At 67.9% G+C, this 24,679-nt stretch carries 23 protein-coding genes; 19 read left to right on the forward strand and 4 right to left on the reverse strand.

The annotated features are described in order from the left end of the window. Positions 1 to 2 precede the first annotated feature (2 nt). Positions 3 to 989 carry a PHP domain-containing protein gene (locus GZ67_RS0111260; protein WP_029261595.1) on the forward strand — a complete coding sequence of 329 codons (987 nt, stop codon included), beginning with the start codon at positions 3 to 5 and terminating at the stop codon, positions 987 to 989. A gap of 18 nt (positions 990 to 1,007) precedes the next feature. Here GZ67_RS0111260 and GZ67_RS0111265 read toward each other — a convergent pair whose 3' ends face one another. The 3 genes from GZ67_RS0111265 to GZ67_RS0111275 are packed head-to-tail and all read right to left on the reverse strand — an operon-like array spanning position 1,008 to position 3,308. Continuing rightward, positions 1,008 to 1,952, reverse strand: a complete 945-nt coding sequence (locus tag GZ67_RS0111265; protein ID WP_036303280.1) for a 5'-3' exonuclease — start codon at positions 1,950 to 1,952, stop codon at positions 1,008 to 1,010. A gap of 31 nt (positions 1,953 to 1,983) precedes the next feature. Next, complete coding sequence (locus tag GZ67_RS0111270) at positions 1,984 to 2,775, reverse strand: PKD domain-containing protein (protein ID WP_136025762.1); 792 nt, start codon at positions 2,773 to 2,775, stop codon at positions 1,984 to 1,986. Continuing rightward, positions 2,769 to 3,308 carry a hypothetical protein gene (locus tag GZ67_RS0111275; protein WP_051662496.1) on the reverse strand — a complete coding sequence of 180 codons (540 nt, stop codon included), beginning with the start codon at positions 3,306 to 3,308 and terminating at the stop codon, positions 2,769 to 2,771. The genes GZ67_RS0111270 and GZ67_RS0111275 overlap by 7 nt, the downstream gene beginning before the upstream one ends. 238 nt (positions 3,309 to 3,546) lie before the next feature. Here GZ67_RS0111275 and rpsA point away from each other — a divergent pair, with 238 nt between their 5' ends. The 10 genes from rpsA to GZ67_RS0111325 all read left to right on the forward strand — a co-directional run bounded on the left by rpsA (position 3,547) and on the right by GZ67_RS0111325 (position 14,926). Further along, positions 3,547 to 5,004 carry a 30S ribosomal protein S1 gene (gene rpsA, locus GZ67_RS0111280; RefSeq protein WP_029261599.1) on the forward strand — a complete coding sequence of 486 codons (1,458 nt, stop codon included), beginning with the start codon at positions 3,547 to 3,549 and terminating at the stop codon, positions 5,002 to 5,004. 142 nt (positions 5,005 to 5,146) lie between these two features. Further along, the gene (locus GZ67_RS0111285; RefSeq protein WP_029261600.1) at positions 5,147 to 6,004 is read left to right on the forward strand and encodes an ABC transporter ATP-binding protein; all 858 of its coding nucleotides are present in this window, start codon (positions 5,147 to 5,149) and stop codon (positions 6,002 to 6,004) included. Next, positions 6,001 to 7,041, forward strand: a complete 1,041-nt coding sequence (locus GZ67_RS0111290) for an aliphatic sulfonate ABC transporter substrate-binding protein (protein ID WP_029261601.1) — start codon at positions 6,001 to 6,003, stop codon at positions 7,039 to 7,041. The genes GZ67_RS0111285 and GZ67_RS0111290 overlap by 4 nt, the downstream gene beginning before the upstream one ends. Then, positions 7,038 to 7,895, forward strand: coding sequence for an ABC transporter permease (locus tag GZ67_RS0111295; RefSeq protein ID WP_029261602.1), 858 nt, complete (start codon positions 7,038 to 7,040; stop codon positions 7,893 to 7,895). The genes GZ67_RS0111290 and GZ67_RS0111295 overlap by 4 nt, the downstream gene beginning before the upstream one ends. Before the next feature lie 32 nt (positions 7,896 to 7,927). After that, on the forward strand, positions 7,928 to 9,895 hold the full coding sequence (acs, locus tag GZ67_RS0111300) for an acetate--CoA ligase (protein ID WP_051662497.1): 1,968 nt from the start codon (positions 7,928 to 7,930) through the stop codon (positions 9,893 to 9,895). Further along, positions 9,892 to 11,196, forward strand: coding sequence for an O-acetylhomoserine aminocarboxypropyltransferase/cysteine synthase family protein (locus GZ67_RS0111305; RefSeq protein WP_029261604.1), 1,305 nt, complete (start codon positions 9,892 to 9,894; stop codon positions 11,194 to 11,196). The genes acs and GZ67_RS0111305 overlap by 4 nt, the downstream gene beginning before the upstream one ends. Beyond that, positions 11,193 to 11,777: a CoA-binding protein gene (locus GZ67_RS0111310; protein WP_081859977.1), complete on the forward strand. Its 585-nt coding sequence runs from the start codon at positions 11,193 to 11,195 to the stop codon at positions 11,775 to 11,777. The genes GZ67_RS0111305 and GZ67_RS0111310 overlap by 4 nt, the downstream gene beginning before the upstream one ends. A gap of 32 nt (positions 11,778 to 11,809) precedes the next feature. Next, positions 11,810 to 12,409 carry a dephospho-CoA kinase gene (gene coaE / locus GZ67_RS0111315; RefSeq protein WP_029261606.1) on the forward strand — a complete coding sequence of 200 codons (600 nt, stop codon included), beginning with the start codon at positions 11,810 to 11,812 and terminating at the stop codon, positions 12,407 to 12,409. 78 nt (positions 12,410 to 12,487) lie between these two features. Next, on the forward strand, positions 12,488 to 14,560 hold the full coding sequence (gene uvrB, locus GZ67_RS0111320; protein WP_029261607.1) for an excinuclease ABC subunit UvrB: 2,073 nt from the start codon (positions 12,488 to 12,490) through the stop codon (positions 14,558 to 14,560). Between the two features lie 15 nt (positions 14,561 to 14,575). Further along, positions 14,576 to 14,926: a TfoX/Sxy family protein gene (locus tag GZ67_RS0111325; protein WP_029261608.1), complete on the forward strand. Its 351-nt coding sequence runs from the start codon at positions 14,576 to 14,578 to the stop codon at positions 14,924 to 14,926. Between the two features lie 2 nt (positions 14,927 to 14,928). Here GZ67_RS0111325 and GZ67_RS20435 read toward each other — a convergent pair whose 3' ends face one another. Further along, a complete protein-coding gene (locus GZ67_RS20435) occupies positions 14,929 to 15,171 on the reverse strand; it encodes a hypothetical protein (RefSeq protein WP_081859978.1) in 243 nt (80 codons plus the stop codon). A gap of 45 nt (positions 15,172 to 15,216) precedes the next feature. Between GZ67_RS20435 and GZ67_RS0111330 the strand changes: the two genes are divergently transcribed. From GZ67_RS0111330 to uvrC, 8 genes are all read left to right on the forward strand, one after another. Continuing rightward, positions 15,217 to 15,660, forward strand: coding sequence for a MarR family winged helix-turn-helix transcriptional regulator (locus tag GZ67_RS0111330; protein ID WP_029261609.1), 444 nt, complete (start codon positions 15,217 to 15,219; stop codon positions 15,658 to 15,660). Between the two features lie 75 nt (positions 15,661 to 15,735). Continuing rightward, complete coding sequence (locus tag GZ67_RS0111335) at positions 15,736 to 16,482, forward strand: DUF4129 domain-containing protein (RefSeq protein ID WP_029261610.1); 747 nt, start codon at positions 15,736 to 15,738, stop codon at positions 16,480 to 16,482. Beyond that, on the forward strand, positions 16,479 to 16,994 hold the full coding sequence (locus GZ67_RS0111340; protein ID WP_231481782.1) for a hypothetical protein: 516 nt from the start codon (positions 16,479 to 16,481) through the stop codon (positions 16,992 to 16,994). The genes GZ67_RS0111335 and GZ67_RS0111340 overlap by 4 nt, the downstream gene beginning before the upstream one ends. Continuing rightward, positions 16,991 to 17,962: an AAA family ATPase gene (locus GZ67_RS0111345; protein WP_029261612.1), complete on the forward strand. Its 972-nt coding sequence runs from the start codon at positions 16,991 to 16,993 to the stop codon at positions 17,960 to 17,962. Before GZ67_RS0111340 ends, GZ67_RS0111345 begins: the two co-directional genes overlap by 4 nt. After that, positions 17,959 to 19,272 (forward strand): DUF58 domain-containing protein, encoded by a 1,314-nt coding sequence (locus GZ67_RS0111350; protein ID WP_029261613.1) that lies wholly within the window; start codon positions 17,959 to 17,961, stop codon positions 19,270 to 19,272. The genes GZ67_RS0111345 and GZ67_RS0111350 overlap by 4 nt, the downstream gene beginning before the upstream one ends. Further along, positions 19,269 to 19,865 carry a hypothetical protein gene (locus GZ67_RS0111355; protein WP_029261614.1) on the forward strand — a complete coding sequence of 199 codons (597 nt, stop codon included), beginning with the start codon at positions 19,269 to 19,271 and terminating at the stop codon, positions 19,863 to 19,865. The genes GZ67_RS0111350 and GZ67_RS0111355 overlap by 4 nt, the downstream gene beginning before the upstream one ends. Positions 19,866 to 19,874: 9 nt before the next feature. Continuing rightward, positions 19,875 to 22,763, forward strand: a complete 2,889-nt coding sequence (gene uvrA, locus GZ67_RS0111360; protein WP_029261615.1) for an excinuclease ABC subunit UvrA — start codon at positions 19,875 to 19,877, stop codon at positions 22,761 to 22,763. Then, entirely contained in the window at positions 22,763 to 24,667 is a 1,905-nt protein-coding gene (uvrC, locus tag GZ67_RS0111365) for an excinuclease ABC subunit UvrC (RefSeq protein ID WP_029261616.1), read from the forward strand. Before uvrA ends, uvrC begins: the two co-directional genes overlap by 1 nt. Positions 24,668 to 24,679 lie beyond the last annotated feature (12 nt).

Genomic DNA, 24,679 nt, shown 5'->3' on the forward strand with positions numbered 1-24,679 from the left:
TCGTGGATCCCGTCGACGCGCTGCTCGAGATCGCCTCCCTCCTCGAACGCGAGCGTGCGTCGCGGTATCGGGCGAAGGCGTTCCGCCAGGCCGCGGCGACTCTGCAGGATCTGCCGGACGACGTGCAGGCCGATCCGACGAGGCTTCGTGCGGCAAAGGGCATCGGAGAGTCCACATTCGCGGTCATCCGTCAGGCGCAGGCGGGTCGGATTCCCGACTATCTCGTCGAGTTGCGCGGCGACGTCGAGCCGGAGCGCGTCTCGGCGCTGCGTGCCAAGCTGCGCGGTGACCTGCACGCGCACACCGACTGGTCGGACGGCACGACACCCATCCCGGTGATGGCCGCGGCCGCGCGGGCGCTGGGACACGAGTACCAGGCGATCACGGATCACTCTCCACGACTCCGGGTGGCACGCGGGTTGTCTGCCGAGCGTCTTCGTGAGCAGATGCCGTTGGTGCGTGCCGAGTCCGGCGACGGATTCACTTTGCTCGCGGGGATCGAGGTGGACATCCTGGAGGACGGCACACTCGACCAGGAGAATGGGCTGCTCGCGGAACTCGACATCGTCGTGGCCTCCGTGCACTCCAAGCTGCGCATGGACGCACGGCCGATGACGGCGCGGATGATCGCCGCCGTCTCGCATCCGCGGGTGAATGTACTCGGGCATTGCACGGGCCGGCTCGTGCAGGGCGATCGGGGAACGCGTCCGCCGTCGGCGTTCGACGCCGCAGCCGTCTTCGCCGCGTGCGCGGAGAACGGCGTGGCGGTGGAGATAAACTCGCGGCCCGAGCGGCAGGACCCTCCGGACGAACTGATCGCCATCGCGCTCGACGCGGGGTGCCTGTTCTCCATCGATTCGGATGCGCACGCACCGGGGCAGCTGTCACTGCTGGATCACGGCGCCGAGCGCGCCGAACGGGCGGGGATCCCCGCATCACGGATCGTGACGACCTGGGGCCTCTCCCGCTTGCTCGCCTGGGCCGAGTGAGTCGGGCCCGCACGCCGATCAGTCGGCCTGCAGAGCAGCCTTCGACACGGCTGCGACCGCCCGCGTCATGGAACCGCCGAGGTTCCATTTCTCTGCGAGAGCGGTGGCGGCGTCGACCTCGGCGGGGTCGAGGACGCGGAGCGGGATGCCGGGGGCGCTGATCGGCAGCGAGGTCGCCACGGCGACCACGGTGGGTGCGACCTCGAGGTAGTCCGAAGCCGCCAGGACCTTCGCGCGGACTCCCGCGCTCATCCCCTCGCCGGCTTCCGCCGCGGCGCGGATGCCGGTGAGGTCACCGTGCGTCTGGAGGAGGGTCGCCGCCGTCTTCTCTCCCACGCCGGGGACGCCAGGGAGCCCGTCGGAGGCGTCACCGCGCATGGTCGCGAAGTCCGCGTACTGAGACGGGAGGACCCCGTACTTGGCGACGACGGTCGCATCGGTCACGATCTCGAGGTTGCTCATGCCGCGCGCGGTGTAGATGACGCGCACGTCGCGGGCGTCGTCGACGAGCTGGAACAGGTCGCGGTCGCCCGTGACGATGTCGACCGGCATCGTGGCGTCTGTCGCGAGTGTGCCGATCACATCATCGGCCTCGTGTTCCGCGACGCCGATGATGGGGATGCCGATGGTGGCGAGCGTCTCGCGGATCAGAGGGATCTGCGCCTCGAGCGGGTCGGGGATCTCCTCGACGTCCGGCCCACTGGCCACGACCTCGACGACGCGATGGGTCTTGTAGCTCGGGATGAGATCGACGCGCCACTGCGGGCGCCAGTCGTCGTCCCAGCACGCGATCACATGCGTCGGCTCATACAGGGTGACGAGCTTGGCGATGATGTCGAGCAGACCGCGGGCCGCGTTGATGGGCGATCCGTCCGGCGCCGTCACCTTGTCGGGAACGCCGTAGAAGGCGCGGAAGTAGAGGCTGGCGGTGTCGAGCAGCATGAGGCGGTCGGCGCGGGTCATGGACTCAGCGTAGAGCGCGGTCGGCCCACGGTCAGCAACCGGGCGCGCCGGGCTGCTCAGCGCACGTGCGAGCGACCAGTGCGGTCTCTGCTTCGAAGACACGGATCTGCCGCGCCGGGCCATCGATGGACAGCTCGCCGTCGATCGGGAACCACCCACCGCCGATGTCGACCTCCGCGGTGTAGTGGACGGTCACGTGCGCCGAGTATGTGCCGCGGTCGCGATACGAGTGACTCGTCGGGGTCGGAGTGAACTGCGCCTGCCCCAGGGAAGCCCAGGACCGACCGCCTGTGTTCGAAGTGGCCGCTGTGCCGTCACCGAACGCGAACCTGAAACGGACAGGCGTGAATCGTACGCTGATCGGTCTGTCGAGCAGCGTGCCGGCGCGCGTGTGCACGGCTGCGGCTGCCACGAAGTTCGTCGGCATACCCGCGATGCCGACGTTGCCCGGCTCTCCGGCGGTGGTGACGGGGGCAGGAGCGAACTGTGCGACGTCGGTGATGGTGAGGGGGCGGCCTTCGTCGTTCGTCACCCGCTCAGCGGTGAAGTTGCAGGACGCCTGGCGGACGGGATCGGTCGTGCAGGGCTTCGGCTTCTCGGCGGCGCTGCGGCGCTCCGACGAGTCGGGACTGTCGAGGTCTGGGACAGTGCGGGTCTCGGTTCCGAAGATCTCCAGACGGTCGCCGTTGGTTTGGGAGTCGCAGAGACCGGCGAGTTGCAGTTCTCTCCCGCACGATTTGCCCAGCGGGGCAAAGCTCAGCTCGGGCGCCGCCGAGAACATGACTACTAATACCGTGGCGAGCATGGCCACTGTCTTCAGCACTGCTCTGTCCCTTCTTCGTGCTCCTCCTGAATGCGGAATGTGTCGCCCACGATGATCATGTGGGCGGTGAGCGCGACAATCGTTTGGCGACCAGGAGGCGTGGCATCCTTTCCATCGGCATCAACCACTCGTGTCGCAGATGAGTCAAGGCATACGATCGCTGTCACGGAAGGCCGACCGTCATTGATCACCGCCTCTACTCCCCGAAAACTGACTACCTCTGCCTCTCCCGTCAGTCTGAGACCAGCCTCCAGCAGATACTCGGAAGCCTCTTGGTCCGTCTCGAGGGCGTCTCCGATCAGATAGTCGGCAGGACTGGCGTCTGTGTCGCCAGCTCGGCGAGCGTTGCTTGCATTGTTGAACTCCCGATAGGTCGCCTCGGCGGCGGCGAAGGCCTCTTCTTCCGAGGCGAAGGCGGGCGTCGGAGTGGGTGAGGGTGAAGGATCGGGCGCGCAGCCGACGAGCAGGAGGAGGGCGCTCGTCAAGGCTGCGGCGCGCGCGAACGAGCGGGAAGAAGACGTCGGGGAGATCACCCGGTCACGCTAACTCGGAGGGCCGCCTGCCCGTTCGAGTTATCCACAGCTCGCGAGGCCGGAATCCGACTTCCTCCGGGATCCGAAGTTCTGATAGCCTTAACCGTCACTCGTGGCGTGCATGCGCATGCCCTCGTGGCGAGAAAACCAAAATCCAACCGCTGAGAAGCATGCAGTCGGCCGTGCGCGGCCGTTGAGTCTCAGCCCGAGTCTCCATTCAACAAGGACAACCCACTACATGACTACCGCAACGACCGCCCCGGCCACCAAGCAGGTCGCCATCAACGACATCGGATCTGCTGAGGACTTCCTGGCCGCGGTCGAGAAGACCCTGAAGTTCTTCAACGACGGCGACATCATCGAAGGCACGATCGTCAAGATCGACCGCGATGAGGTCCTCCTCGATGTCGGCTACAAGACCGAGGGCGTCATCCCCTCGCGCGAGCTCTCGATCAAGCACGACGTCGACCCCAACGAGGTCGTCGCTGTCGGCGACCTGGTCGAGGCCCTCGTTCTCCAGAAGGAGGACAAGGAAGGCCGTCTGATCCTCTCCAAGAAGCGCGCACAGTACGAGCGTGCCTGGGGAGACGTCGAGAAGATCAAGGAGAACGACGGCGTCGTCACCGGTACGGTCATCGAGGTCGTCAAGGGTGGACTCATCGTCGACATCGGCCTCCGTGGCTTCCTGCCGGCGTCGCTCATCGAGCTGCGTCGCGTCCGCGACCTCACGCCGTACCTCGGCCAGGAGATCGAGGCCAAGATCCTCGAGCTCGACAAGAACCGCAACAATGTCGTCCTCAGCCGCCGTGCGCTGCTCGAGCAGACGCAGTCGGAGTCGCGCACCACGTTCCTGAACAACCTGCACAAGGGTCAGGTCCGCAAGGGTGTCGTGTCGTCGATCGTCAACTTCGGCGCGTTCGTCGACCTGGGCGGCGTGGACGGCCTCGTGCACGTCTCCGAGCTGTCCTGGAAGCACATCGAGCACGCCTCCGAGGTCGTCGAGGTGGGCCAGGAGGTCACCGTCGAGATCCTCGAGGTCGACCTCGACCGCGAGCGCGTCTCCCTGTCGCTGAAGGCGACGCAGGAAGACCCGTGGCAGGTCTTCGCCCGCACCCACGCGATCGGTCAGGTCACGCCGGGTAAGGTCACCAAGCTCGTTCCGTTCGGTGCGTTCGTCCGCGTCGCAGACGGCATCGAGGGCCTCGTCCACATCTCCGAGCTCTCCAGCAAGCACGTCGAGCTGGCCGAGCAGGTCGTGTCGGTCGGCGAAGAGGTCTTCGTCAAGGTCATCGACATCGACCTCGAGCGTCGCCGCATCTCGCTGTCGCTGAAGCAGGCCAACGAGTCGGTCGACCCCAACGGCACCGAGTTCGACCCGGCTCTCTACGGCATGCTCGCCGAGTACGACGAGAACGGCGAGTACAAGTACCCGGAGGGCTTCGACGCCGAGACCGGTGCGTGGAAGGAAGGCTTCGACGCCCAGCGCGAGGCATGGGAGCAGGAGTACGCTGCAGCCCAGGCTCGCTGGGAGGCGCACAAGGCTCAGGTCGTCAAGGCGGCCGAGGCCGAGGCCGCAGCCGGAGAGGACTTCGGCGGAGGCCAGTCCTTCGCCAGTGAGGTCGCCGGCGCCGGCACCCTCGCCGACGACGAGGCTCTCGCGGCTCTGCGCGAGAAGCTCTCGGGCGGCAACGCTTAAGCAGCACTCTGAATCGGGTCGCCACCTCGCCTTCGGGCGGGTGTGGCGGCCCGTTTCGCGTTTCCGGGGTGCTGCTGCTTTTGCGTGACGGAACATTACGTCGGCATTCGTAACAATCGGCTCGCCCCGCCAGCATGGGGTCATGACTGCTCTGCTGCCCGCGTCGCGCACTGCTGACGCTTCGCCGTCGGCAGGAACAGCGCAGGCCGTCCGCCTCGACGGGATCGAGCGTTCCTTCGCGCTGCCGCGCGGGAGGCGCGACGTGCTCCGCGGCATCGACCTCCACATCGCGGCCGGGGAGATCCTCGCGGTCGTCGGTCCCTCCGGGTGCGGCAAGTCCACCCTCCTCCGTCTCGTCGGCGGACTGGATGCTCCGACGAGCGGACGCATCCTCCTCGACGACATCGGTGTCGCCGACGTCGACGAGCGGACCGCCATCGCCTTCCAGGAGCCGCGACTGCTCCCATGGCGCACCATCGCCCAGAACATCGAGCTCGGCCTGCCGCGAGGAACCGCCCGCCGTGTCGGCCGTGAGCGAGTGCGCGAGCTGCTGCACCTCGTGGGGCTCGAGCCCGCGGCCGACCAGCGCCCGCGCGAGGTCTCCGGCGGTATGGCCCAGCGCGCCTCCCTGGCCCGGGCGCTCGCCCGAAACCCCGGGGTGCTGCTGCTCGATGAGCCGTTCGGCGCGCTCGACGCCCTGACGCGTCTGCGCATGCACGATCTGCTCCTGAAGATCCATGCGGCCGAGCCCACCACGATCCTGCTGGTCACCCACGACGTCGAAGAGGCGCTCTACCTCGCCGACCGCGTGCTGCTCCTGCGGACGCTGGACAGCTCGGGCACGGGCGCCGACGACGACCAATCCATCGCCCGCACGATCTCCGTGCCGGGCGTCCGTCCCCGCGACCGCGCCGACCGCGGCCTCGCCGACCTGCGCGCCGACCTTCTCGAAGGACTCGGCGTCGACACCCACCACCGCATCACCGAGGAGTCCCGATGAGCACCACCACACGCCGAATCATCCCCGCGATCGCGATCGCCGGGACGATGATGCTCGTCGCGACCGGGTGCGTGGCCGGAGAGAACGCCAAGGCATCGGACACCGAGGGCACGCCGGGCACGACCGAGTGGTCGGCGGACACCCTGTCTATCGACTTCGCCACCTACAACCCGCTGAGTCTGGTCGTCAAGGATCAGGGTATCCTCGAGGAGATCCTCGGTGACGACGTCGAGGTCGAGTGGGTGCAGTCCGCCGGCTCGAACAAGGCCAACGAACTGCTGCGCTCCGGCTCCGTCGATGTCGGCTCGACGGCAGGATCGGCCGCACTGCTCGCCCGTGCGAACGGCTCGCCCATCCAGGTCATCGACATCTACTCGCAGCCCGAGTGGTCTGCCATCGTCGTGGGCCCGGACAGCGACATCACCGCCCTCGAAGATCTCAAGGGCGCCTCCATCGCGGCGACCAAGGGCACCGACCCCTACTTCTTCCTGCTGCAGGCGCTCGAGGAGGGTGGCCTGTCGCTCTCCGACGTGGAGGTGCAGAATCTGCAGCATGCTGACGGCCGGGCCGCACTCGACGGCGGCTCCGTGGACGCGTGGGCCGGGCTCGACCCGATCATGGCCGCCGCCGAGGTGGAGTCGGGTGACCAACTCATCTACCGCAACGTCGACTTCAACACCTACGGCTTCCTGAACGCGACCGAGGACTTCACCACGAACCACCCCGACCTCGCGCAGGCTGTCGTCGACGCGTACGAGCAGGCGCGAGAGTGGGCGCTCGAGAACCCTGAGGAGACCGCCGCGCTGCTCGCCGAGGTCGCCGGCATCGACCCCGAAGTCGCCACCACCGTGATCGAGGAGCGCTCGAACCTCGACGTGAGCGGCGTCCCCGGTGACGACCAGATCGCGGTGCTCGAGAAGATCGCGCCCGTGCTCGTCGAGTCCGGTGACGTGCAGGGCGGCAAGGACTCCGTCGACAAGGCGCTCTCATCGATCGTGAACGACACGTTCGCGAAGAAGGCGGTCGACGGCGAGTGACCATTCCCGATCGACTGATCGTTCCCGAGGAGTCTCGGGACGAGCTCGACTTCGCGAGGGGCACGTCACAGCCCCGGAGCGGGGCTACGCGGCGCTCATGGGACCGGCCGGTCGTGCGGATCATCGCCGGTCTCCTGCTGCCCGTGATCATCCTGACGGCCTGGCAGGTGGTGACGACGAGCGGGATGGTGCCGCCGTACCGCCTGCCCACACCGGCGTCGGTGTTCCAGGCCGGTGTGGAGCTGGCCGAGACCGGACAGCTCTGGACGCACATCGCGATCTCGGTGCAGCGCGTGCTGCTCGGTTTCGCGATCGGATCCGTCATCGGGTTGGCCGCGGCCGGCATCGTCGGGCTCTCCCGGCTGGGAGAGGTGCTTCTCAGTCCGACACTCACCGCAGTCCGCGCCGTGCCGTCGCTGGCCTGGGTGCCGCTCCTCATCCTCTGGATGCAGATCGGCGAGGAGTCGAAGGTCACTCTGATCGCGATCGGTGCGTTCTTCCCGGTGTATACGACGGTCTCGTCGGCGCTCCGACACGTCGATCCGCAGCTCGTCGAAGCCGGGCGTTCGTTCAGCCTGCGCGGCTGGTCGCTGTTCCGCATCGTGCAGCTGCCGGCGGTGGTGCCGTCCGTCGTGTCCGGGCTGCGTCTGGCACTCGCGCAAGCGTGGCTGTTCCTCGTCGCCGCAGAACTCATCGCTGCGTCCATGGGCCTGGGCTTCCTGCTGACCGAGTCGCAGAGCAGCGGGCGCGTGGACCGCATCCTGCTCTCGATCGTGCTGCTCGCACTTCTGGGCACGCTCACCAACGGGATCCTCGTGCTGGTCGAGAAATACCTGCTCCGTCGGTGGGTGTGAGGGTGACCGAGGCTCGACTGCAGGAGTCGCGTATGTACGCGCCCGGCGGCGGATTCAGCGACGCGAACGTCACCGCGGAGGCGTATGCGCGCGCCGCCGCGGATCCGATCGCGTTCTGGGAAGAGGCCGCGCGCCGCCTGGACTGGTCCGAGCCGTGGCGCACCGCCCACGAATGGGATCCGCCGGTCGGCGATGCCGTTCCGGCGGCGCGCTGGTTCGTCGGCGGCAGACTCAACGTCGCGGTCAACTGCGTGGACCGTCACGTCGACGCCGGACGCGGCGACAAGGTGGCCCTGCATTTCGAGGGGGAGCCGGGCGACCGCCTCTCGGTCACTTACGCCGATCTGCAGCGCCGCGTGTCGCAGGCCGCCAACGCGCTCACAGCTCTCGGCATCCGTCCCGGGGACCGCGTCGTGATCTACCTCCCCGTGCTCGTCGAGACTATCGTGATCACTCTCGCCTGTGCGCGGATCGGCGCCGTGCATTCGCTCGTCTTCGGTGGCTTCTCGGCCGAAGCCGTGCGGTTCCGTCTCGCTGACACCGGCGCGAAGCTGCTGGTCACGAGTGACGGTCAGTATCGCCGCGGCACCGCCACCGAGGTGAAGTCGACGGCCGACGTCGCCGCGGCGGATCTTCCTGACCTCGAGCACGTCCTCGTCCTGCGCCGCACCGGTCAGGACGTCCCCTGGACGGACGATCGCGACGTCTGGTGGCATGACGTCGTCGACACGGCGTCGCCGGAGCACGAGGCGGAATCCTTCGACGCCGAGCATCCGCTCTTCATCATCTACACGTCCGGCACGACGGGGAAGCCGAAGGGGCTGGTGCACACGTCCGGCGGGTACCTGACGCACGCGAGCTGGGCGCACTGGGCCCATTTCGACGCGAAGCCCGACGACGTGCACTGGTGTACCGCAGACCTCGCGTGGGTCACGGCGCACACCTACGAGATCTACGGTCCGCTGTCGAATGGACTCACGCAAGTCGTCTACGAGGGAACTCCCGACGCACCGCACCGGGAACGCCACCTCGAGATCATCGAGCGCTACGGGGTGACCGTCTACTACACGGCGCCCACTCTGATCCGCACGTTCATGACCTGGTTCGGTGCGGAGCTGCCACAGGGCCACGACCTCTCCACCCTGCGACTGCTCGGCACCGTCGGGGAGGCGACCAACCCGGAAGCCTGGGTGTGGTTCCGACGCAACTTCGGCCGCGACGAACTGCCCGTCATCGACACCTGGTGGCAATCCGAGACCGGCGCGGCGATGATCGCCCCGCTCCCGGGAGTCACCGCCCTCAAGCCGGGCTCTGCCTCGGTCCCGCTCCCGGGCATCGATGCGGCGGTGGTGGACGAGCGGGGCGACGAGGTCGCGCCCGGCCGCTCGGGCACCCTCGTGGTCCGCAGACCCTGGCCCGGAATGGCCAGGACCGTGTGGGGCGACCCCGCCCGCTATCGCGACGCCTACTGGTCGGCGTTCGCCGGACGGGGCGAGCACGGCGGGTTCTATGTGGCCGGTGACGGAGCGACCAGGGACGCCGACGGATACATCTGGATCCTCGGCCGGCTCGACGACGTCGTGAACGTGTCGGGACACCGACTCTCCACGATCGAGATCGAATCGGCACTGGTCGCGCACGACACCGTGGGTGAGGCCGGGTCCGCCGGAGTCTCCGACCCGGTTACCGGGCAGGCTGTCGTCGCCTTCGTGACCCCGTCCGGCCGGGCAGAGATCACGCCAGCCGACCTGCGCACGCAGGTCGCGCACGCCATCGGCCCTGTCGCCAAGCCGAAGCACATCGTGATCGTGCCGGACCTGCCGAAGACCCGCTCCGGCAAGATCATGCGCAGACTCCTGGCACAGTTGTGGGAGGCCGAACAGGATCGCAGAGCCGGCCGCGACCCCGGCCCCCTCGGGGACACCACATCGCTCCAGAACCCCTGGGCCGTCGATGATATCGCCGACGTGCTCGCCGCCGCCGAACTGAGGACAGCATGACGGAAGAACACCGCTTCGGATTTCGCACCAGAGCCCTGCACGCCGGCGGTACGCCTGACGCGGCCACCGGTGCCCGGGCGGTGCCGATCTACCAGACGACCTCGTTCGTGTTCGAGGATGCGGCGGATGCCGGGAATCTGTTCGCTCTGCAGAAGTACGGCAACATCTACTCGCGGATCGGCAACCCCACGGTCGCCGCGCTGGAGGAGCGCCTGGCTTCGCTCGAAGGCGGCATCGGCGCCGTCGCGACCGCGTCGGGCATGAGCGCCGAGTTCATCACGTTCGCGGCGCTCGTCGGGGCCGGTGACCACGTCGTCGCCGCGGCTCAGCTCTACGGCGGGACCGTGACGCAACTCGACGTGACGCTGCGACGGTTCGGCGTGGAGACGACGTTCGTCGCGTCCTCCGACCCTGCCGACTATGCGGCGGCCATCCGTCCGGAGACCAAGGTCGTCTACGTCGAGATGATCGGCAACCCGTCCGGGGAGATCGCCGACATCGAAGGACTGGCCGCCGTCGCCCACGAGGCCGGGGTTCCCCTCGTGGTGGATGCGACGCTCGCCACGCCGTACCTGGCGCGTCCGCTCGAGCACGGTGCCGACATCGTGATCCACTCCGTGACGAAGTTCCTGGGCGGGCACGGCACCACCCTCGGCGGCGTCGTCATCGAGAAGGGCACCTTCGACTGGGGCAATGGCAAGTTCCCGCAGATGACCGAGCCCGTGGACTCCTACGGCGGCATCAAATGGTGGGACAACTTCGGGGAGTACGGATTCCTCACCAAGCTTCGCTCGGAGCAACTGCGCGACATCGGCCCGGCACTCAGCCCGCAGTCGGCCTTCAATCTTCTCCAAGGCATCGAGACGCTTCCGCAGCGCATCGACGCGCACCTCGCGAACGCGCGCATCGTCGCGGACTGGCTCGCCTCCGATCCCCGGGTCGCCTACGTGACGTGGGCGGGTCTCGAAGAGCATCCGCACCACGATCGGGCGGCGAAGTACCTGCCGCTCGGCCCCGGTTCGGTGTTCGCGTTCGGCGTCGCGGCGGAAGATGGCCGGAAAGCGGGGGAGACGCTGATCGAGAACCTGCAGCTCGCCTCGCATCTCGCCAACATCGGCGACGCTCGCACCCTCGTGATCCACCCGGCCTCGACGACGCACCGCCAGCTCACCGAGGCGCAGCTCGTCGCCGCGGGCGTGCGCCCCGACCTGATCCGCATCTCGGTGGGCCTCGAAGACGTCGAAGACATCATCTGGGACCTCGACCAGGCCCTCACGACCGCGACGGGAGCGAACCGATGAGCGAGACGCAGACGACCGCCGCGGATTCCTGCGCCGTTCCGGCGGAGTCGGACGGGGTGGCCTGTACGCTGCCCGGCGCACAGGCAGTTCACCCTGAGCGGACCTGGGCGGGGCCGAGTCCGCAAGAGCGCTTCGGTCTGCTCCGGCGAGCCAAGTCCATCGCGATCGTGGGGGCGTCGAACAATCCGGCACGCGCGTCGTACTTCGTGACGACATACCTGCTCTCCAGCACGTCGTACGACGTCTACCTCGTCAACCCGCGCGAGACCGAGATCCTCGGGCAGCCGGTCTACGCGTCGCTGAGCGACCTTCCCGTCGTCCCCGACATCGTGGATGTGTTCCGCCGGCACGACGACCTTCCGGGTGTCGCGCAGGAGGCGATCGAGGCGGGCGCGCAGACGCTCTGGCTGCAGCTCGGCTCATGGAATGAAGACGCTGCGGCGGTCGCCGAGGCGGCAGGGATGTCGGTGGTGATGGATCGTTGCATCAAGATCGAACACGCGCGATTCCACGGCGGTCTGCACCTCGCCGGGTTCGACACCGGCGTGATCAGCTCGCGGCGCCAGCTGCTCGCCCGCTGAGCATCGATCGGATCGAAACATAGACTGGCGACATGCCACTCATCGCGCTCACCGGCGGCATCGCCTCGGGGAAATCGACCATTGCCCGGCGACTGGCGGAGCACGGTGCGGTGATCGTCGACGCCGACCAGATCGTCCGCGACGTGCAGGCGCCGGGCTCGCCGGTGCTGGAGCGAATAGCGGAGACGTTCGGAGCATCGATGATCGACGGCGAGGGCGCGCTCGACCGCGCAGCCCTGGGTGCGAAGGTCTTCGGAGACCCCGAGCTGCTCGCTCAGCTGAACGCGATCGTGCACCCCGCCGTTCGGGAGGAGTCGCAGCGCCGATTCGATGCGGCGTTCACTACTGATGCGGATGCCGTGGTCGTCTACGACGTCCCCCTGCTGGTGGAGGCCAGAGTCGACGATCCGTGGGACCTGATCGTGGTCGCGCACGCCCCCGCGGCGGTGCGGCTCCAGCGGCTGACCGAGCTGCGGGGCATGGAAGAGAAAGCGGCGCAGGAGAGGGTCGACGCTCAGGTCTCCGACGAGAGGCGGCTCGCCATCGCGGATGTCGTGATCGACACGGCAGGAACCCTGGAGCGCACGCACGAGCAGACCGACGCGCTCTGGGAGCGCATCCGACACCGGTGACCTTACCCGGGCACGTGAAGACGGCGACCATCGTCGCCTGACGGCCTCGATGTCGGAGGGGCGGCATACGCTGGAGGTATGCAACCCACGCGCAGTGTCCGCCCCTTCGAGGTCATCAGCGAGTACGCGCCCGCCGGCGACCAGCCGGCGGCGATCGCCGACCTGGCGGCGCGGATCAACGCGGGCGAGACCGACGTCGTGCTGCTCGGCGCGACGGGCACCGGAAAGTCGGCGACCACGGCCTGGCTCGTCGAGCAGGTGCAGCGACCGACGCTCGTGCTCGCGCACAACAAGACGCTCGCGGCCCAACTGGCCAACGAATTCCGCGAGCTCATGCCGAACAACGCCGTCGAGTACTTCGTCTCGTACTACGACTACTACCAGCCAGAGGCCTACGTTCCACAGACAGACACCTTCATCGAGAAGGACTCGTCGATCAACTCCGAGGTCGAGCGGCTGCGGCATTCGACGACGAACTCGCTGCTGAGCCGTCGCGACGTGATCGTGGTCTCGACCGTCTCCTGCATCTACGGACTCGGCGCTCCCGAAGAGTATCTGCGCGCCATGGTGGCCCTGCAGGTGGGGGAGCGATACGACCGCGACGCGCTGATCCGCCAGTTCATCGCGATGCAGTACAACCGCAACGACGTCGACTTCTCACGGGGCAATTTCCGGGTACGCGGCGACACGATCGAGATCATCCCCGTCTACGAAGAGCACGCCATCCGTATCGAGCTGTTCGGCGACGAGATCGAGGCCCTGTACTCGCTCCACCCGCTCACGGGCGAGGTGATCGAGAAACTCGACGCCGTCCCGATCTTCCCTGCGTCTCACTACGTTGCCGGCACCGATGTGATCCAGCGTTCCATCGGCACCATCGAGCACGAGCTGGAAGAGCGCCTGGCCGAGTTCGAGCGGCAGGGCAAGCTCCTCGAGGCGCAGCGTCTGCGCATGCGCACCACGTTCGATCTCGAGATGCTGCAGCAGTTGGGCTTCTGCTCGGGGATCGAGAACTACTCGCGTCACATGGACGGGCGCATGCCGGGGGAGCCGCCGCACACGCTGCTCGACTTCTTCCCCGACGACTTCCTGCTGGTCATCGACGAGTCGCACGTCACCGTGCCCCAGATCGGCGCGATGTACGAGGGAGACGCGTCCCGCAAGCGCACCCTCGTCGATCACGGTTTCCGGCTGCCGAGCGCGATGGACAACCGTCCGCTGCGATGGGACGAGTTCAAAAACCGGATCGGACAGACCGTCTATCTGTCGGCCACGCCCGGCAAATACGAGATGGGGATCGCCGACGGCATCGTCGAGCAGATCATCCGTCCCACCGGTCTGGTCGACCCGCACATCGTCGTCAAACCGTCGAAGGGGCAGATCGACGACCTGCTGGAGGAGATCCGCGTCCGCGTCGAGCGGGACGAGCGGGTTCTCGTCACGACCCTCACGAAGAAGATGGCCGAAGAGCTGACCGACTTCCTCGGGGAGCACGGTGTGCGCGTGCGCTACCTGCACTCCGATGTCGACACGCTGCGTCGTGTCGAACTCCTCAGTGAGCTGCGTGCCGGCGTGTACGACGTGCTGGTCGGCATCAACCTGCTGCGTGAAGGTCTCGATCTTCCGGAGGTCTCGCTCGTGGCGATCCTGGATGCCGACAAGGAGGGCTTCCTGCGGTCGGGGACCTCACTCATCCAGACCATCGGTCGCGCCGCCCGAAACGTCTCGGGCGAAGTGCACATGTACGCCGACAAGATGACCGACTCGATGGCGAAGGCGATCGAGGAGACGGATCGTCGCCGCGAGAAGCAGGTCGCGTACAACAAGGAGCACGGCATCGACCCGCAGCCCCTCCGCAAACGCATCGCGGACATCACCGAGGTGCTCGCCCGCGAAGGCGCAGACACGGCGGAGATGATGTCGGGCCGTGGTCGCGCATCGGGCAAGGGCAAGTCGCCGACGCCCAACCTGCGTCGCACGGGCATCGCGGCCGAGGGAGCGCAACAGCTCGAAGCCACGATCCAGGATCTATCCGACCAGATGCTTGCGGCAGCCGCGGAGTTGAAATTCGAGCTCGCCGGACGCCTGCGCGACGAGGTGCAAGACCTCAAGAAGGAGCTGCGGGCGATGGAACGCGCGGGGCACGCGTAAGGCGCGACTCGGACCATGGATGCTGCGGGGAACGAGCTGGCCGATCGAATCCGGGCGCTGCTGAGCGCCGACGTCGGAATCGAGGAGCGGCGGATGTTCGGAACCCGGGCTTTCCTCGACGACGGGCGCATCCTTCTCGGAGCGCGGCCGGGCGGCGTGCTTCTGGTGCGTGTCGACGACGAGAACGGAGCGGCGCTCGTGACGCGCACGGGTGTCGCCCGGGCGGTGATGGGCTCGCGCACGATGGGATCCGGATGGCTCGACGTCTCGCCCGAGGTCATCGAGGACGACGGCGGTCTGATGTTCTGGCTCGACGTCGCGCGCGAGTCCTCCGGCTCGGCGACCGATGGATCCAACCAGGACTGACCCTACGGGCAGTGCATCAGAGGCTTGGGACCCGAGCGGTCGATCTCGTGCTGCGTCATCGGGGCGCCGCACAGCGGGCACGCGCGTTCGGCGCGTTCTGCGGCGCTCGGTGGGGGAGTCTTCTCATACGGGCCGACGGAGGCAGGACCGGCGAGCCGGATGAGATTGGTGTTCACCCAGGAATAGAGGCCACCTGCTTCGCGAATGCGGGTGCGAAGGGGTGGGCGGTCCGGGTCCTGTGCCATGTTGCTTAGTGTACTAATGATTAGTGCAGATGTATAGTCGAGGTTGTGACGGCTACAGACGACCTGCTCAAGCTGGAGAACCAGCTGTGCTTCGCCCTGGTGACCGCGGCGCGCAACGTCGTCGCCCTCTACCGCCCGATCCTCGAGCCTCTGGGTCTCACGCACCCGCAGTACCTCGTGATGCTCGCCCTGTGGGAGCGGGCGCCGCGGACGCTGAACGATCTCGCTCTGGATCTCGCTCTGGAACCCGCGACGGCATCGCCCCTGGTCAAGCGGCTCGAAGCAGAAGGCCTCGTGGCCCGACAGCGAAGCAGTGAGGACGAGCGGCGTCTGGAGATCACCCTGACCGCGGCGGGCGCGGCGCTGCGCGAACGGGCTGTAGACGTTCCGCACCAGGTCATGGCGGCGGTCGGCATGGGTATCGATGAGGTCGCCGCACTCCGCGACGGCCTCGGTCCGTTCGCCGGGCGGCGTCCCGATCTCGGCTGAGTCCGACCGACTCCGCCGAGCGCGGCTCGCGTCCCGACGACGGATTCCTCGGGAGTCGCGTCCTAGGGTGGAGTCATGTCGCGCCACGAAGCCCCGGTTTCCGGGGACCGGCGCGTCGGCGGCTCGCGCGTGCTCCGGGTTCTGCTGCCTCTCGTCGCAGTCGCGGGTTTCTTCGCCGTCGTCATGTTCGTAGCAGCGCAGCAGGGCCTTCCGCAGTTCCGCCCGCTGCCGGGCGGTGGAACGGAACTCGTCGACGTCGGGACCTCCGAGCCGGCGCCCGCCGAGATGACGCCCGGGCCGATGGAACAGACCGAGGAATCGCCACTGTTCAAGGTGATCCTGGCGGTCCTCGTCGCGATCGCGGTGCTGACGCTGCTGTTCTTCGGCGCGCGCATGCTGGTCCGCTACCTGCGCGGACTCTGGCGAGATCGACCGCTCGAGAGGCGCGAGGCGGCCGCCGTCGACGCGATGAGCGTGGTCATCGCCGGGACGGATGCCGAGCCCGACGCCGCGATCATCCGAAGAGGGATCGACGAAGCGCTGCGGACGATCGATGTCGACCCGGCGCCGGGTGACAGCATCGTCGCCGCGTGGGTCGGTCTGGAGGAATCGGCGACGGATGCCGGTGCCGGTCGGGCCCCGCACGAGACGCCGTCCGAGTTCACGGTCCGGATCATCGGACGCCGCGCGGGAATCGCGGCTGACGTCGTCGCGCTGCTCGGACTGTACGAACAGGTCCGTTTCGGCGGTCTCGTCGCGGAGGAACGCGACCGCGCCACGGCAGCAGCGTGTCTACGTGGCATCCAGGCGGGGTGGCGATGAAGGGACGGCTGATTCTCCTGGGAGTCGGGGCGGCTGTCGCGGCCGTGGTCCTCGTGCTGCTCGGCGCACTCGGCGTGCCGACGCTGTTCGCCGCGTCCTGGCTGCTGATCGTGCTGACGATCGCGCTCGTGAGCCGTCAGGTCTTCTTCGACGAAGCCTCCCTCTGGCCCCCGGAGCGACGCCGACGTGCGGAGCGCGGCTCCGAGGTGTCTCGGCTCGCCTGGTCGATCAACTCGCGCACCGGTGTCGCCGGGCACGTGGTCGTCCGTCGGGTGCAGAACGTGCTGCGGCGACGACTGGCCCACCGGGGGCTCGACCTCGACGACCCCGCTCAACACGCCGCGATCGACGCGCTCCTCGGGCCAGGAGTACGTGACTCTCTGCACAATCGCGAGGTTCAGGCTGCCGATCTCGAGCGGGTCCTCGACGTGGTCGAGCGCATCACCACCGAGGTCCCCGCGAACTCAGACCCCCAGACCGCCGCGAAAGTCGGCACAGAGGAGAACCGATGAACACGGAAGACGTCACACAGATCGCCGCTCTCGGGCGTCGAGTGCGGGAGAGCGTCGGCGCAGTCGTCGTCGGCATGGACGAGCCGGTCACGATCGCCCTGGCCGCGATCTTCGCCGGTGGTCACGTGCTGTTCGAAGACGTCCCGGGACTCGGCAAGACACTTGCAGCGCGGAGCCTGGCCTCTGCGCTGGGCCTGGACTTCCGGCGATTGCAGTGCACTCCCGACATGCTCCCCGGTGACGTCACAGGGTCGTACGTGTACGCGCCGGCGACGGGCGAGTTCCCGTTCCGGCCGGGGCCCATCTTCACCGGACTGCTGCTGGCGGACGAGATCAACCGCACCACCCCCAAGACGCAGTCGGCGATGCTCGAGGCGATGGCGGAGCGTCAGGTCACCGTCGAGGGCAACAGCTTCCCACTGCCCCGGCCGTTCCACGTCATCGCCACATCGAATCCGATCGAGTACGAGGGGACCTACGCGCTTCCCGAGGCCCAGCTCGACCGCTTCATGGTGCGACTCTCGGTCGGATATCCGGACGCGGACGACGAGACCCGCATCATCCTGGACCGGGTGCGACGACAGTCGCCCGATGTGTCCGTCGAACCGGTCGTCGACGGCGACGGCTTGCTGGCGATCCAGCGAGCGGTGGAACGGATCCACGTCGACGCGGACGTCGCCCGATACTGCGTCGAGCTGGTCCGCGCCACACGCGAGGCGGTGAACGTGTCGGTGGGCGCCTCTCCACGCGGCTCGCAGTCCCTGGTGCTGCTCGGACGCGCTCTCGCGGCACTGGACGGACGTGCGTATGTGCGACCGGACGACATCAAGCGCATCGCGGAGCCCGTGCTCGCGCACCGCCTCACCCTCACCCCGCAGGCCTGGGCGCAGGGCGTGGATCCCCGAGCGGTCGTCGCGGCGGTCGTCGCGAAGACGTCGGTGCCGCCGACCGTCTCCGCGGTGCGATGACCGATCCGATCCGCGTCTCCGAGCGCACGACTCTCCGCTGGCGGCGGACCCCCGTCGTCGCGATCGGTGTGGCCGGGGCGGCGCTGCTCGTCGCGGCGGGGCTCGCCTTCTCGCGGCCGGACATCATCGGCATCGGCCTGCCTCTCGCGCTGACGACGGCCTGGATGCTGGTGCGCCGGCCTGCGACGGCCGATCTGCGGGTCGAACTGCGCGCGCAGGCCGGCGTGGGTGGTGAGCAGGCGGAGGCATGGGGCGACGTCGACATCCACGTCGATGCGGATTGGGTGCAGCTCGCCGTCGCGCAGGACAAGGGCCCGCAGCGACTCGCAGATGTCGGCGTCGGTCGATCCGTGGTCACCACGAGGACACGCCTTCAGCATTCCGGCCCCTTGGATCTGTTGAGCGTGACGGCGCGGTGCGTGGCGCAGGACGGCGCCTGGATCACGGAGGAGGCTCCGGTCGCCGGTATCCGGTGGAACACGCCGCCGCGCGTACTCCGGCTCGCGGGACTCCCCGTGGCACCGCGACTCACCGGGCTTCAAGGCGCTCATGAGGGCGGACGCCCGGGGCAGGGTGGCGACTTCCGCGACATCCATCCGTTCGCGCCGGGTGACGAGCTGCGCCGCGTCGACTGGCGGGCCACTGCCCGGGCTGCCCAGCGGCCCGGCGAGCTCCTCGTGCGACGGAACAACACCCTGAGCGATTCGTCGGTCGTCATCGCGGTGGACACGGCAGAGGATCTCGGTGTCGTGGTCGCGGGCTGGGGCGCCGCCGACCCCGACCGGTCCGGCGTGACCTCGCTGGACCTCGCCCGAGAAGCGGCTTTGTCGATCGCGACCACGGCCGTCGGCGCGGGCGACGGGATCGCCTACCACGCGCTGTCGAGCGGCGGGCGGAGCATCCCTTCGGGCGGAGGAGCACGACACCTCGCCCGGGTGCGCGATGTCATCGCCGCGACCGGTCCGAGTACCGACGGCTCGCCCTATCGCCGATCACCCGTCGTTCCCTCCGGCTCCATCGTGTTCGTGCTCTCGACCTTCTTCGACGGGGTGGCTGCCCAGCTGGCGACCCGATGGCGAGCGTCCGGCCACGCCGTCGTCGCGGTGGACGTCCTTCCGACGCCGGACGCGTCACGCCTCACTCGGGAGCAGCACATCGCGTTGCGCACCGTCCTCGCGGAGCGCACCGACATCCTGACCGAGCTGCGCCATGCGGGCATCGAGGTGGTGTCGTGGGCGGCGCCCGACGTCGATGCCGCCATGCGATTGGCGGACCTGCGCCAGCAGCGGATGAGGGCGGTGCGACGATGAGTCGCGCGATCCGGCAGATTCGGGTGCCGGGTGCCGTACCCGGGGTCACGGTCCGGTTGCTGCTGGTCGGCGTGGTCGCGGTCGGGGCGGTGACGCTGGTCCCGTTCCCGCTCTGGCAGGCGATCGCCGTGGTCGCGGTCGTCGTCGCCGTCGTCATCCCGCGCACACTCGCGGCGTGGGCGGCTGCGGCATGCCTCCCGTTCGGGGTGATCCTCACGGAGCCGTCCCCGGGGCGGACGGCTCTTGCGCTCCTACTCGTGCACGCGATCCACGTCCTCGCCGCGCTGAGCCTGGTTGTGCCGCTGAGGTCGCGCCTCGCGGTGCGGGTGCTCCGGCCGACCTTCCTGCGTTTCGGCATCGTGCAGCTCCTGTCGCAGCCGCTGGTGTTCGCGATGTGGCTGCTCGCTCCGAGCGGTGTCGACCGTGGAACGGAGTGGCTCGCGCCGGTCGCGGCCGCGGCCCTGGTCATGGGTGTGCTCCTCGCTCTGCGGGCGGCGAAGCAGTCGGACGGCGAGCCGGCGCACACGGCCTCGGGCGGGGGAGAGACCGGAGTGGATGCCGGAGTCGGAGCCGATGTCCGTGGTCCCTCGTAGACTTGTTCGGTGCCCATCGTCCCCGTTGCTTCCCCAGGAAAACTCAGTGTCCGCGGTGCCCGCGTCCACAATCTCAAGAACGTCGACATCGACATCCCCCGCGACTCGCTGGTCGTGTTCACCGGCCTGTCCGGGTCGGGCAAGTCGAGTCTCGCGTTCGACACGATCTTCGCCGAGGGGCAGCGTCGCTACGTCGAATCGCTGAGCGCGTACGCGCGCCAGTTCCTCGGGCAGGTCGACCGCCCCGACGTCGATTTCATCGAGGGCCTCAGCCCGGCCGTCTCGATCGACCAGAAGTCGACCAACCGCAACCCGCGGTCCACCGTCGGCACGATCACCGAGATCTACGACTACATGCGCCTGCTCTGGGCGCGCATCGGTATCCCGCACTGTCCCGAATGCGGTGAACGCATCCAGCGTCAGACCGTGCAGCAGATCGCCGATCAGCTCATGGAACTTCCGGAGCGCACCCGCTACCAGGTCGTCGCACCGATCGTCTCCCAGAAGAAGGGCGAGTTCGTCGACCTGTTCCGCGAACTGGGTGCGAAGGGCTACTCGCGTGCCATCGTCGACGGAGATCTCGTCCAACTCGCCGAGCCGCCGACGCTCAAGAAGAGCTACAAGCACGACATCGCGGTGGTCGTCGACCGCCTCGTGGCGTCTGACGACATCCTCGGCCGCGTGACCGATTCGGTCGAGACCGCGCTCGGTCTCGCCGGCGGAGTGGTGCAGATCAACTACGTCGACGGCGAGGGCGACGACGCATGGCAGACGTTCTCCGAGAAGCTGGCCTGCCCGAACGGGCACGCGCTCACGCTCACCGAGATCGAGCCCCGCACGTTCTCGTTCAACGCGCCGTTCGGTGCGTGCCCGGCTTGCTCCGGGCTCGGCACCCGCATGTCGGTCGACGTCGACCTGATGCTGGGTGACGAAGACCTCTCGATCCGCGAGGGCGTCATCATCCCCTGGACCACTCAGGGCAAGGGCCTCTTCCAGTACTACGAGCGCCTGCTCGAGGGACTCTCCCGCGATCTTGACTTCTCGCTGGACACCCCGTGGCGCAAGCTGCACTCCGATGTGCAGAACGCGATCCTGCGCGGCGAGAACTACAAGGTGACCGTCAAGTGGAAGAACCGCTACGGACGCGAGATGCGCTACGCCTCCGGCTTCGAGGGCGTGGTCCCCTACATCGAGCGGCAGTATCTGCAGGCGGAGTCCGACAACCAGCGCAGCCGGTGGGGCGAGTACCTCCGCGAAGTGCCGTGCCCGGTCTGCGACGGCAATCGTCTGAAGCCCGAGGTGCTGGCCGTGCAGGTGCACGGACACTCCATCGCCGAAGTCTCGCACCTCAGCCTCGCCGACGCCCGCGCGTTCATGGAGACGCTCACGCTCACCGACCGTGAGGCCAAGATCGCCGCTCAGGTGCTGCGCGAGATCCGCCTGCGCCTCGACTTCCTGCTCCAGGTCGGACTCTCCTACCTCAACCTCAGCCGCTCGGCCGGATCCCTGTCCGGTGGAGAGGCGCAGCGCATCCGCCTGGCCACGCAGATCGGCTCCGGCCTCACCGGTGTCCTCTACGTGCTCGACGAGCCGTCGATCGGACTCCACCAGCGTGACAACCGGCGCCTCATCGACACGCTGCTGAAGCTGCGCGACCTCGGCAACACCCTCATCGTCGTCGAGCACGACGAGGAGACGATCGAAGCGGCCGACTGGGTGGTCGACATCGGCCCCGGCGCCGGCGTCAACGGTGGCGAGGTCGTGCATTCGGGTCCGTATTCGGCTCTGCTCGACGACAGCGACTCGATGACGGGGGAGTACCTCTCGGGTCGCCGTGAGATCCCCATGCCGACGAAGCGCCGCAAGATCGACAAGAAGCGGATGCTGAGCGTCGTCGGCGCTCGGGCCAACAACCTCCGCAACGTCACGGCCGACTTCCCGCTGGGTGTGCTCACCGCCGTCACCGGTGTCAGCGGCTCCGGCAAGTCCTCGCTCGTGAACGACATCCTGTACCAGGTGCTCGCGTCGCGGCTGAACGGGGCTCGCACGGTCCCCGGCAAGCACACGCGTGTGACCGGACTCGACAACCTCGACAAGGTCGTCCACGTCGACCAGGCGCCGATCGGCCGCACCCCGCGGTCGAACCCCGCCACGTACACGGGCGTGTTCGATCGCATCCGCACACTCTTCAGCGAGACACCGGAGGCGAAGGTCCGCGGCTATCAGCCCGGTCGCTTCAGCTTCAACGTCAAGGGTGGCCGCTGCGAGGCATGCTCCGGCGACGGCACGATCAAGATCGAGATGAACTTCCTGCCCGATGTGTACGTCGACTGCGAGGTCTGCCACGGTAAGCGGTACAACCGCGACACGCTGGCCGTGCACTACAAGGGCAAGAACATCGCCGAGGTGCTCGAGATGCCGATCGAGGAGGCCGCGGAGTTCTTCGAGCCGATCCAGGCGATCCACCGTTACATGAAGACACTCGTCGACGTCGGGCTCGGCTACGTCCGACTCGGACAGTCGGCGACGACGCTCTCCGGCGGTGAAGCACAGCGCGTCAAGCTCGCCACCGAGCTTCAGCGTCGTAGCAACGGACGCAGCATCTACGTGCTCGACGAGCCGACGACAGGTCTGCACTTCGAAGACGTCCGCAAGCTCCTCGAGGTGCTGAACGGACTGGTCGACAAGGGCAACACTGTGATCGTCATCGAGCACAACCTCGATGTGATCAAGTCGGCCGACTGGGTGATCGATCTCGGCCCCGAGGGCGGTTCCGGCGGCGGCCAGATCGTCGCCACCGGAACCCCGGAGCAGATCGCACGCGTCGAGGCGAGCCACACCGGGCTGTTCCTCGGCGAGATCCTGGGTGAGGGGCGCGCCGCGCGGAAGGCCAGCTGATGGCCGACGTGCTGCCGTACAAGCCGCGGCCGGGGGAGATCCCGACCGATCCCGGCGTGTACCGCTTCCGTGATGCGTCCGGGCGGGTGCTGTATGTCGGCAAGGCGAAGAACCTGCGTCAGCGCCTGTCGAACTACTTCGCCCCGCTGCGTACGCTCCACGAACGCACCCGGCGCATGGTCACGACGGCGGCATCCGTCGAATGGACGGTCGTGTCGACGGACGTCGACTCGCTGCAGCTGGAGTACATGTGGATCAAGGAGTTCGATCCGCCGTTCAACGTGCGCTACAAAGACGACAAGTCGTATCCCTTCATGGCGGTGACGCTCGCCGACGAAGCGCCCAGGGTGATCGTCACACGCAATCGCAAGATCCCCGGTGCGCGGTACTTCGGCCCGTTCCCGAAGGTGTGGGCGGTGCACGAGACCATCGATCTGATGATCAAGGCGTTCCCGATCCGCACCTGCAGCGATTCCAGCTACAAGCGCGCGATGCAGACCGGCAGGCCCTGTTTCCCCGGGCAGATCGGCAAGTGCGGCGGCCCCTGCTCTATGACGGTGAGCATCGAGGAGCACCGGGCCATGGTCGATGACTTCGTGGCGTTCATGGCCGGCGGTGATGAGCGCTTCACCCGGGAGCTCACCAAGCGGATGCTGGCTGCCTCGGCGGCGATGGACTACGAGGCGGCGGCGAAGTACCGGGACAAGCTCTCGGCGATCGAAGCAGTTCTGGGCAAGAGCGCACTCGTGCTCCCCGCCGACGAGGACGCCGATCTCTTCGGCATCGCCGAGGATGAGCTGGCGGCAGCTGTGCAGCATTTCGTGATCCGCGGCGGCAGGGTACGCGGTGTGCGTGCGCTGACCATCGAGAAGGAGATCGACATCTCGAGTGGTGATCTCGTCGAACAGGTGCTGCAGCAGGCATACGGCGAGGCGCAGGACGTCCCTCGCCGAATCCTCGTCCCGACCCTTCCGGACGACGCTGCCGAGCTCGAAGTCTGGCTGCGCGAACGTCGCGGCAAGAAGGTCGAGATCGCGGTCGCGCAGCGCGGGCAGCGGGCAGACCTCATGCGCACCGCGACGTTGAACGCGCAGCAGGCGTTGATCCGCTACAAGACCCGGCGTACGAGCGACTACGTCGCCCGTACTCAGGCGCTCACCGACCTGCAGGAGGCTCTCGGGATGTCCGAAGCCCCGCTGCGCATCGAGTGCTTCGACATCTCGCACCTCGGCGGAACGAACGTCGTGGCATCGATGGTCGTGTTCGAGGACGGTCTTCCCCGCAAGGACCAGTACCGCTCCTTCAACATCGCCGAGACGACGGATGACACCGACTCGATGTACCAGGTGCTTCGTCGTCGGCTCGCCTACCTCGATCGTCCCGAGGAACCGGAGGTCATCGATCCGACGACCGAGGCAGTCGTCGGAGAAGACGTGGGAGAGGCGACCGCGCGGCGAAAGCCGCGATTCGCCTACCCGCCGCAGCTCCTGCTCGTCGATGGTGGGCAACCGCAGGTGGAAGCAGCGGCCCGGGCCCTCCGTGACGCCGGGCACACCGAGATCGCGGTCTGCGGAATCGCGAAGCGTTTGGAGGAAGTGTGGCTCCCGGGTGACGACTTCCCGGTGATCCTGCCGCGTACCAGCGAGGCGCTCTATCTGCTGCAGCGTCTTCGTGACGAGGCGCACCGCTTCGCGATCACGCACCAGCGCAAGCGACGGCGCAACGACATCTCCTCCGTGCTCGCCGAGGTGCCGGGGCTCGGGGCATCCCGCATCAAGGTGCTGCTCAAGCACTTCGGCTCGGTGACGGCGCTGCGCGCAGCCGAACCGGGACAGATCGAAGAAGTGCAGGGAATCGGGCCCGTGCTCGCCCAGAACATCCATTCGCACCTGTCCACTCGCTAGGCTGGAGGCCGA

Source organism: Microbacterium sp. Cr-K20, from assembly GCF_000708325.1.
Lineage (GTDB): Bacteria > Actinomycetota > Actinomycetes > Actinomycetales > Microbacteriaceae > Microbacterium.